This is a genomic window from Candidatus Phytoplasma pruni (assembly GCF_013391955.1).
Lineage (GTDB): Bacteria > Bacillota_I > Bacilli_A > Acholeplasmatales > Acholeplasmataceae > Phytoplasma.
Genome location: NZ_JABUOH010000046.1, coordinates 1 through 9,451, shown reverse-complemented (window position 1 = coordinate 9,451; position 9,451 = coordinate 1). Strand labels below are relative to the sequence as shown.

Below are 9,451 nucleotides of genomic sequence, written 5' to 3'. Positions count from 1 at the left end.
TTTATTTATTAATGAATGTGATTGGAAAAAAGCAATTCACAAAACTAACAAATTAATTATAACATGTAAAATCAATTATTTCAATCTTTTTTTACATTTTATTTAAAAAAATTAAGAATGGTGAAGGGGGATGGATTCGAACCAACGTACCTCACGGAACAGTTTTACAGACTGCTGCGTTTAACCACTTCGCTACCCCTCCAAAGAAAAGTTTCTTTTGAAAATTTCAAAATACATCAAATAAAAATTTATTTGAAAAACTTACTATTTGATTTTAACATATTAAATAAAAAAAATTACATATTTTTTATAAAAAATATAATTTTTTTTATTGATGGTAAAACAACTTTGGCGATCATTTCTTTTCCAAGAGGAAAATGCCTATTATAGGATCTTTTCTCTTTCACAAAGACTCTTTAAAACATATTTTTTTCTAAAGTAATACTTTTGGTCAACTTTATTGAGAAAAAGCCTTTTTTGATCAAAAAAAGACTATCAATTAAAGTGGTTTATTGAATGTTCTTTTGACGATCGCTTATCGCACTTTCTATGAAGAAATTGAATTACCGAGATCTGCTAAAAACCAAAAGAAAAAAATGCAAAAAAAAGAAAATAAAAATATTTTATAATCCTTGTTGTTTTAATAAAATATATTTATTTTCCATTAATTTATGATTAATAATTGTTTGAACTATAGTGAATAAATTCCCTACAACCCAATATAAAGATAAAGTTACATCTTTGAAAGAAGCAAAAGTCATTAAGCCAATCATCATATAACTGAAAACTTTCATGCTTTTTTCTTGAGCTTTTTTTTGTGTTTGTTGTTCTAAAGTTAAAATTTTAGTATTTTGCTTTAAATAAGATGGTTTTTTTAAACTTAATTTGTTTAAGAAAAACATACTTATACCAACAAAAAGAGATAAACCTAATTTAACAAAAATATCAGCTTCTCCAGGATTTAAATGAATAAAACCTAAAAAAGGTTTTTCAGTACGAGGGGTAAACATTCCGCCATAAACACGGAAACGATTTAAAGATCTTAACATAGCGATGAAAATAGGCATTTGTAAAAAAGTTATAAAAATACCGAAAATATTAAAATTGTATTTTTTATATACTTTCATTATTTCCATTTGCATTTGCTGCATAGATGCTTTATCTTTTCTTAAAACGTATTTAGCTCTGATTTTATCTATTTCTGGTTGAGCTAAACTCATATTCAAAGAAAAGGAACTAGTTTTAGTATAGATCGGCCACGATAAAGTTCTGATCAAAATAGTAGTTAAAATGATTCCTAAACCTAAATTGCCGAAAAAAACACCATCTTCTTGACCGGAAAAGACGTTGGAGAAAAAGTTTAAAGAAGAACCAATGAAAATGATTAAAACGTTCCAAATATAACCCCATCCTAAAATACCAGTCCATCTTAATTTAGAAGGCCATTGAATAGGAGAATCGCCGATATCATCTACAAATAATTTTAAGTTTAAATCTTTATTTTCCGTTCCTGTCTCTTTTAAAACAAAAGAATTGAAGGTGTTATCATCATTTTTTTTCTCTCTGATTCTTTCGTTATATTCATCAGGAGCGATTTCTTTTGTCGCATCTTTATCTTTGAAAATTTCAAAACTCTTAACATCTACAACTTTAACTTGTTCCTCAGAATCTTTTTTTTCTATCTTATAAACGCGCAATTTTTGTTTGTTAGCTTGGTCGTAATATTTTTGACCTAAAGCGTATTCAAAATTAGTCCCTCTTTTGATGGTGAAAAATTGTTTAACCACGTTTGCTGGAGGGTTTTTTTTATCATCAATTTTTTCATTAAAAGAGAAAAAATAATCTTTTTTATCTTTATCTAATATATCATTGATTTTATCTTTTAATTTGTCTTTAAAAGCTTTTATTATGTCTGCACTATTTTCAATTTTTTCAGAAGGGGTAAAATCATCTTTATTCCATTGTTTAACAACGATATCTTTATTCTTTCGAAATCCCATTTGAAAAACATTGACAGAATCTGAAAAATCGTCAAATTTAAAAAATTTTAGATCTTCTAATTGTTCTTGCATTTGTTTTAATGTTTTCACTTTGTCTTCATCGTTTACATTAACATTAAAAACAATCTTTATATCAGAATCTTTTAACTCTTCTATACTTTTCTTAGAAGGGAAAGCCCATTTAACAAAAATAAATAATAAAATAGTTATTGAAAGAAAGGTTAAAAATTTTTGTATTTGTTTAAACGGTAATTTTTTTTTACTCATATTATTAAAATATCCTTATTTAGAAACACTTAAGAAATTTTTTTGATTAAAATTAAGAAATATTTAGATAATCCGTCAAAATCAAGTTCTTTCGCTTTTGGCTTGATAACAAGAACGAAAGACGTATGAGGATTGATCATATTCATATTTTGATAAATAATCATTCTTAAACGTCTTTTAATTAAATTTCTTTCGTGCGATTTGCCGTATTTTTTACCAATGCTTAAAGCAAATTTAAAATGTTTAAAATGGTCGTTTTTAGCATAATATAACGTAAAAAAACCATTTCTGATATTTTTATTTTTATTAAGTTTAAAAATCAAATCGATTTCAGTAGTTTTTCTTAAAATAAATTTTCTTTTCATGATAAAAATTTATATTATCCTTTTTTTATCTTAAATTTATTTTAAAAAATAAATCATAAATTTATCTAAATTGTTCTTAATTAGCTGATGAAACAGTTAATTTTGCACGTCCTTTTCTTCTTCTTGCTGATAAAACACGACGACCGCCAACAGTGGCAATTCTCGCTCTAAAGCCGTGTGTTCTTCTTCTTTTAATTTTACTTGGTTGATATGTTCTTTTCATAAAAATTCCAAACCTTCTTTATTTTTTTGTTAGTTACTGTTGAAAAAAAATTAAAAATTTAAGATCACTTTCTTTAATAGTGACCTTAAATGGTAAAATTTTATCAATTGAATAAAATTTCTTCTACTTTTTTATCATCTAATTTTTGCACCAATAAAACTAAAAGTTTGATTGTGTTTTCGATATCTTCTTTGTGAACGATAGAAGCGTGAGAATGAATATATCTAGTCGGAATAGAAATAACAACAGACGCTGCACCTTCGTTTTGGGTATGCATAGAAGCGGCATCAGTTGTTCCTCCGGATGGAAGTGGTTCTTGAAAAGGTATCTTATTTTCTTGAGCTATTTTCATAATATATTCTCTTAATCCTCTATGAGCGATCAAACCTTGATCGAAAAAAGATAATTGAGGACCTTGTCCTAAAACTTTTTTAGAAACGTTTTTATCGCCTGGAACATCATCTGATACTCCTGTATCAACAGCGATAGCTATTTGAGGTTTAACTTTATTAGTGCTAGTTTTGGCGCCTCTTAAACCAACTTCTTCTTGTACTGTAAAAGCGCCCACACATTGGTTAGGATTGTTTTTTAAAGTTTTCAACACCTCCATCACCACTAAAGCGCCGGCACGATTGTCAATCGCTTTGGCTAATAAAAAATTAGAATTACCTAAAGTTCTAAATTCTGTGTAAGGAGTGACCATATCGCCCACTCTTACGCCTAATTCTTCAGCTTCTTCTTTATTTTGCACACCTAAATCTAAGAATAAGCTGCTCATTTCAGGTGTTTTGTACCTTTCGGATGGAGCTAAAGAATGAGGAGGTTTAGCGCCTGTAACAGCGAATAAAACACCTTTTTTAGTGTTTATTTGCCATGTTTGGGCTAACATCACTTTAGAAACCCAACCACCGATAGTTTGAAATTTAACAAAACCTTCTTTAGTGATTTCGCTAACCATCAAACCAACTTCATCAACATGTCCAGCAAGAACTATTTTAGGTCCTTTATCACCTTTATAAGCTAATAAACTGCCTAAATTATCGTATTCAATTTTATCAACTTGACCTTCTACATTCTTTTTAATGTATTGGTTAACTGCTTTTTCTTGACCAGAAATACCATTCAACATGGTTAAATCTTTCATTTTTTGTAATAAATCAGACACGATAATTCTCCTTTAACTTATTGATTGTTAGTTTTTTCGTTAGATGGTTTTACATTATTTTGTGAATTTGTTTTAGTTTGTTTATTGTTTTTGATTTGCTTGCGTACATCTTTGATAAAAATAAATAAATAAAATAAATAAAAAATAAATAAAACAAGGGATAATGATTTTAAAATATAACCTTGTAATTCATCTTTTTGCGCTCCTAATAAATAAGAACTTAAACCAAAAAGCATCAAATAGGAAAAAAAGGCAAAATTATTTTTAGTTTGTTCTTTTTTGGTATAATACACATAAATTTGAATTAAAAAATGAACTATAAAGATATAAGCGATGATATTAGTTAATTCTAACATCTTATTCAAATATTCATTTTTAATTAAAGGTTTTACAGATAAACCAACGGAAATCAAACTTAAAACTGTACTTTCCATAAAGAATAAAAATTTAATAAAACCTTTATTTTTTTTAAAATTAGTGAAAGCAAAATAATAAGCGAATAAAATAATAGAAATAGCTAACAAAATATTGCTCAATAACCAATCATTGTATTTAATTTTTTCAGGATAAAACAAAGAGAAAGAAGCGAATAAAGAAAAAATCGCTTTAATTAAAACTGAAACTATTTTAAGTTTTGGATTTGTTTGTTTGTTTTCCATATTTTTATAAAACACCTTTTTTCTTATATGTTATAAAGTTAATTTTTATTAATAAATTTTTCAAGAGATTCAATCAAATCTGCTTTTTTCATTTTAGAAAAGTTTTCTATATTATATTTTTTAGCTAATTTTTTTAAATCTGCGACAAGCATTTTGTTTAAGTCTATTTCTTCATTTGTTTTAACTTTTATTTCTTCTTGTACGACTTTAATTTCTTCTGGCGCTTCTTCAGTTAATTCAACAGTTGATTCAACTGTTTGATTTTGATTCAATTCTAACTGATCTTTTTCTTCTTGTTCTTTTTGTTGTGCTAATTCAGCTTCTGCTTTTTTAACTTGTTTTAATTTATTAGTTTTTTCTAACTGAGCTTTTTCTTCTTGTTCTTTTTGTTTTGTTAATTCAGCTTTTTGTTGTGCTAAAATAAGTTCTTTTTTGGATAAATGTTCTTTAGCTAATTCAACATAACTAGCAAACATATCAGGTTCTTGATAAGCCATATCAGCTAATATTTTACGATTAACTTCTACTTGAGCTAATAAAAGACCATGAATAAATCGTGAATAACTAATGTTGTTATTAACACAACCAGCATTAATTCTAGTAATCCATAATTTTCTAAAATTACGTTTTTTCTGTCTTCTGTCTCTGTAAGCGTACTGAAGTGAGCGCATCACTTGTTCGTTAGCTGTTTTATAAAGGGTGCTTTTAGAACCGAAATAACCCTTCGCTAATTTTAATACTTTTTTACGACGTTTATGTCTTGCGTTAACAAAATTTATTTTAACCATCTGTTTTCCTTCTTTCTTAGTTTAACGTTGAGATTATATTAAATAAGATGTTTAATTCTTTTTACATCAGAAGGATCAACTTGTACGATTCCTCTTAATTGTCTATTTTGTTTAGTTGTTTTAGAACCTGCTAAATGATTTTTATAAGCATGTCCTCTTAAAAATTTGCCTGTACCTGTTATTTTGATGCGTTTTTTCAAACCTTTATGAGTTTTTTTCTTTATCATAATTACCTTCTTATATTGAATAAATTTTAGTTATTTTATTTTTTAGAAATTAAGGGAACTAAAAGAGCCGACATTTGACGACCTTCTAATTTCGGAAATAAATCAATTTTAGATACATCTTTTAAATCAGATATAATTTGTTGAAAAACTTTTTTACCTAATTCTGAGTGAACTATCATTCTTCCAGGGAAAAACATAGTTATTTTAACTTTGTCGCCTTTAACTAAAAAATCACGAACTTTTTTAACTTTATATTCTAGATCATTAGCTTGAATATTAGGGCTAATACGCAGTTTTTTCAAAACCGTTATATTTTGTTTTTTTTGAATTTTCTTTAATTTTTTTTGTTGATCATAATAAAATTGAGAATAATCCATCAAACGAACAACTTTAGGATTTGAATTACCATTAATTAAGACAACATCTATATCTTTAGAATCGGCTAAATCCAGTATTTTTGATTTTTCAAAAACACCCAGTTTATCACCTTTTTCGTCAATAACTAAATGTTCTCCATAAGGTATATTTTCATTGAATAAAACATCAACTTTTAAATTATCTTTTTTATTTTTCTTGTATTTAATATCGAATAAACTCCTTTTTTAGAAATAATATTTTTTTTCAAAATATTTTATTTTTATAAAAAAACTAAATTAAAACAAAAAAAGTACTTATTATAAAGTACTCTCCGGATAAAACCATAATAAAAATAAATTTTATTTAGTTGTTTTAAAAGACAACTATTATTTAAATTTATTGTGCTTTTCACCTAAAAATTATCATAATTTTTCAGGTAGAGGAGAGAATCTCTTCATTTTCACATTTTTTTATTTCATTTTTTTTAATACAAATAAATTATACAATAAAAATGCCTTTTTATTTGTGCAATAAGTAATAAAGCAAAAAAACCATTTTAAAAAAATAATTTTTTGATTAATTAAAAATAAAAAATTTAGCAACTAATTAAACAAAAAAAGCCAAACTGTTTACATTTTTAATAAACAATTTAGCCTTTATTTCACATATTTAATTCAATTTTTAAACGGTATCGCTTTTTTTTACTACTGCGTATCGCAGTGAATTAAAAAACGTATACCTTTAAAGAATTGAATATTGGTATGTTCAAAAAAACTAAAATATTTATTAATTAATTCCATTATAAAACAAAAAAACAAAATGTCAACACTTTTTTAACATTTTTTTAAAAAAAATGCATTTTCTTTTTGAAAAACCTTTTTCAGCCGATTTTTCGGCGCTTTTTTATATAACTTTCTAGAAAAGCCCTATTTTCCTTTATTTTCGAAAATTTTTAAAAAATTTTTAAAAAAAAATATATAATAGTATTCTTTATATAGAATATTTAAAAAAAATAAAAAAAAAAAAAAGGAATATTTAAGATATTTTTTTAAATCTAATCTAATCTAGTTTTTTAAGAATGGATTTCCTCGCTTGCTGCTATCTAGCTTAACAAAAAAAATAACATTTGTCAAGTGTTTTTTTAATATTTTTTTAAAAAAATCAAAAAAGACCTAAAAATCGTTTAATAAAAAAATAAAAAAAATTTTTAAAGATTACAACTACTTTTTAAAAACAGGAATATTATATTTTAGATTAGATTAGATTTTTTAAAAAAATGTTAAATATTTATTATTTTATTTATCTATTTTAAAAAAATTGCTAAATCCATTTTAGACTAGACTTTTTAAAAAAAGAGATAACATATATTTTTAATATTTTAAAAAAGATCAAAATTAAAACTAATTTTTAAAATTAAAAGATTTTTAAAATGAGAGAGGTCCGCCGCGCCCAGTCCCCGCCGCGCTGCCCGATTCCTTAAAATAGACTATAAACACCCTCTTTTTATACTGTTTTTTATATAAATTAACGTAGTAAATTAAAAAGTAATAACTATTATCATCTTTAATAAAAAATAGGTAAAAAAAGCGGTTTTTGAGGGTTGTTAATTGGCTTTGGGGCTCTTAAATCAGCTTTTTAAAGTGAAACTTTCTTTTGGCTAATTTAATAAAAAAACCCTCGTTAAGAGAGTGATAAAATTTTTATTTGTGGTTTTCGATTTGTGCTTCTGATGGAAAAGGGTGTAGTTTATAAAATTCAAGAATTTGACTAATGCATTTTTCGCCCAAAGAACCCATAGATTTAAAAGGATAAATTTGATGAAAAGGATCGAAAAATAAAATAACAAAGACGGTTTTATTGTTGTTAAAATAACCAACAACCCTTTGACAATCATCCACTTCTAATATATAAGGTAAAGTTGGTAAATCTCCAATATCAACGGTATCAATTTCTTTACTTAAAGTTGTCAGATCAAAATATTTATGTTCGCCCTTTTTATAGGGTTTTTTGTTTCCGTACTTATGAAATTTGAATTTTGGTTTGCCTTCCTTGTCTTTTGCCATTTCTATCATTTCTTCAAAACTTTTATCATGCAATTTATTTTTTAATTTATCTATCATCTTTTTTTCGTCAATTTTTAAACATTTATCTTGATGCAAAAATAAGAAGACGTTTTTGAATTTAAATTTCATTTTAAAAAACCTAAACTATATTAGGAGCGACAGAATAAAATTTAATTATTTTTTCATCAGAAATTTTGTTTTTAGTTAAATCATTGTGAACGTATGAATCAGACCATGGACCATGATTTTTATGAGTTATCTCCACTAATTCCCAAGCTTTTTTGAGACCGTAATTCTCAATAACATAATCCATCACTTCTTTTTGTTTGTTTGTGAAAATGGTGTCATCATATTTTTTGTTTCTCTTGATAGGCATTAAAGTAGTTCTTGGTTTGATAGCACGTTGATAAGTTTGAGAAGCTAAATATAAATCAATAGAAACAGGACCGTAAGGCCAAGCTTCCCAAATATTTTTAAATAATTTTTCTTTTGTGTCTACTAAATATTTAACATAAATCAAAAAAGACATTTTTTGCAGTTTCATTTTAGTGTAATCATTTTTATTTTGATTCTGGATTAAATAATTCGCAACATCAAGAATATCAATTTTATTTTTTTTATTGTCGCACATAGTTCGCTTTTCCTTTTTTAACCTTTCTTAAAAATCTTCTTTTTTATGATTTTAAGATCTTTAAAGGTTGATATTTTTTTAATATTTCCTAAAACAATGATAATGAATAACATTATTATAACGTTATAAAGCCCATTTGTCAACCCTTTTTATTAATTTTAATTAAAAAAGGGTTTAATTTGTTTTTATCTGTTATAATAAAGATAATGAAAAAGAAGGCTTTTTTAAAAAGAAACCCTTCAAAGAGTCTTTAAAAGCTTAAAAAGAGGCTTTAAAACATAAAAAGAACCCTTAAAAGGGTTCTTTTTTTATATTCTTTTAAATGTTTAATATGTTTGCTCTCTCTTAATAGTTGTTTCTCTTGGATAAACCTTTTCAAGTTATTAAATAAAGGATTAAACACCCTCTTTTTATACTGTTTTTTATATAAATTAAGCTCTTAAATTAAAAAGTTGATATAATTATCAAGTATTTAATTAAAAAGGGTTTTTAAAGGGTTTTTTAATGGTTTATTTTTTTATATTGGTTTTATATTTCCTTTATATTTCTTTAATGAAACCCTAATGCATCCGTAATGATTCTTTAATTAATCTTTAATGAACCTTACTGGGGCCGGTTGTTTGGACTCGAATTTTTAATAAAAAAATAATAAAAAATAAAACTAATAATCCTTTCACTTATACTAATACCGTTTTTTTAAAAAAAA

General features: G+C 25.3%; 10 protein-coding genes and 1 tRNA gene. All 11 read right to left on the bottom strand.

What is annotated here, in order from left to right; translation table 11 throughout:
* Positions 1-118: 118 nt before the first annotated feature.
* The 11 genes from HR065_RS01755 to HR065_RS01705 all read right to left on the bottom strand — a co-directional run bounded on the left by HR065_RS01755 (position 119) and on the right by HR065_RS01705 (position 8,745).
* Positions 119-202 (bottom strand) — tRNA-Tyr (locus HR065_RS01755).
* A gap of 421 nt (positions 203-623) precedes the next feature.
* Complete coding sequence (locus tag HR065_RS01750; RefSeq protein WP_178734195.1) at positions 624-2,267, bottom strand: YidC/Oxa1 family membrane protein insertase; 1,644 nt, start codon at positions 2,265-2,267, stop codon at positions 624-626.
* A 29-nt stretch (positions 2,268-2,296) separates the two neighbouring features.
* A complete protein-coding gene (gene rnpA, locus HR065_RS01745; protein WP_178734194.1) occupies positions 2,297-2,632 on the bottom strand; it encodes a ribonuclease P protein component in 336 nt (111 codons plus the stop codon).
* 76 nt (positions 2,633-2,708) lie between these two features.
* Positions 2,709-2,855, bottom strand: a complete 147-nt coding sequence (gene rpmH / locus HR065_RS01740; RefSeq protein ID WP_178734193.1) for a 50S ribosomal protein L34 — start codon at positions 2,853-2,855, stop codon at positions 2,709-2,711.
* A 103-nt stretch (positions 2,856-2,958) separates the two neighbouring features.
* Positions 2,959-4,020, bottom strand: coding sequence for a M42 family metallopeptidase (locus HR065_RS01735; protein WP_178734192.1), 1,062 nt, complete (start codon positions 4,018-4,020; stop codon positions 2,959-2,961).
* 17 nt (positions 4,021-4,037) lie between these two features.
* Positions 4,038-4,679, bottom strand: a complete 642-nt coding sequence (locus tag HR065_RS01730) for a hypothetical protein (RefSeq protein ID WP_178734191.1) — start codon at positions 4,677-4,679, stop codon at positions 4,038-4,040.
* Between the two features lie 38 nt (positions 4,680-4,717).
* Entirely contained in the window at positions 4,718-5,467 is a 750-nt protein-coding gene (gene rplT, locus HR065_RS01725; protein WP_178734190.1) for a 50S ribosomal protein L20, read from the bottom strand.
* A 38-nt stretch (positions 5,468-5,505) separates the two neighbouring features.
* A complete protein-coding gene (gene rpmI, locus HR065_RS01720; protein ID WP_178734189.1) occupies positions 5,506-5,694 on the bottom strand; it encodes a 50S ribosomal protein L35 in 189 nt (62 codons plus the stop codon).
* Between the two features lie 35 nt (positions 5,695-5,729).
* Entirely contained in the window at positions 5,730-6,278 is a 549-nt protein-coding gene (gene infC / locus HR065_RS01715) for a translation initiation factor IF-3 (protein WP_026072006.1), read from the bottom strand.
* 1,473 nt (positions 6,279-7,751) lie between these two features.
* On the bottom strand, positions 7,752-8,243 hold the full coding sequence (locus tag HR065_RS01710) for a hypothetical protein (protein WP_178734188.1): 492 nt from the start codon (positions 8,241-8,243) through the stop codon (positions 7,752-7,754).
* Between the two features lie 10 nt (positions 8,244-8,253).
* Positions 8,254-8,745, bottom strand: a complete 492-nt coding sequence (locus HR065_RS01705; protein ID WP_178734187.1) for a Panacea domain-containing protein — start codon at positions 8,743-8,745, stop codon at positions 8,254-8,256.
* Positions 8,746-9,451: the final 706 nt, after the last annotated feature.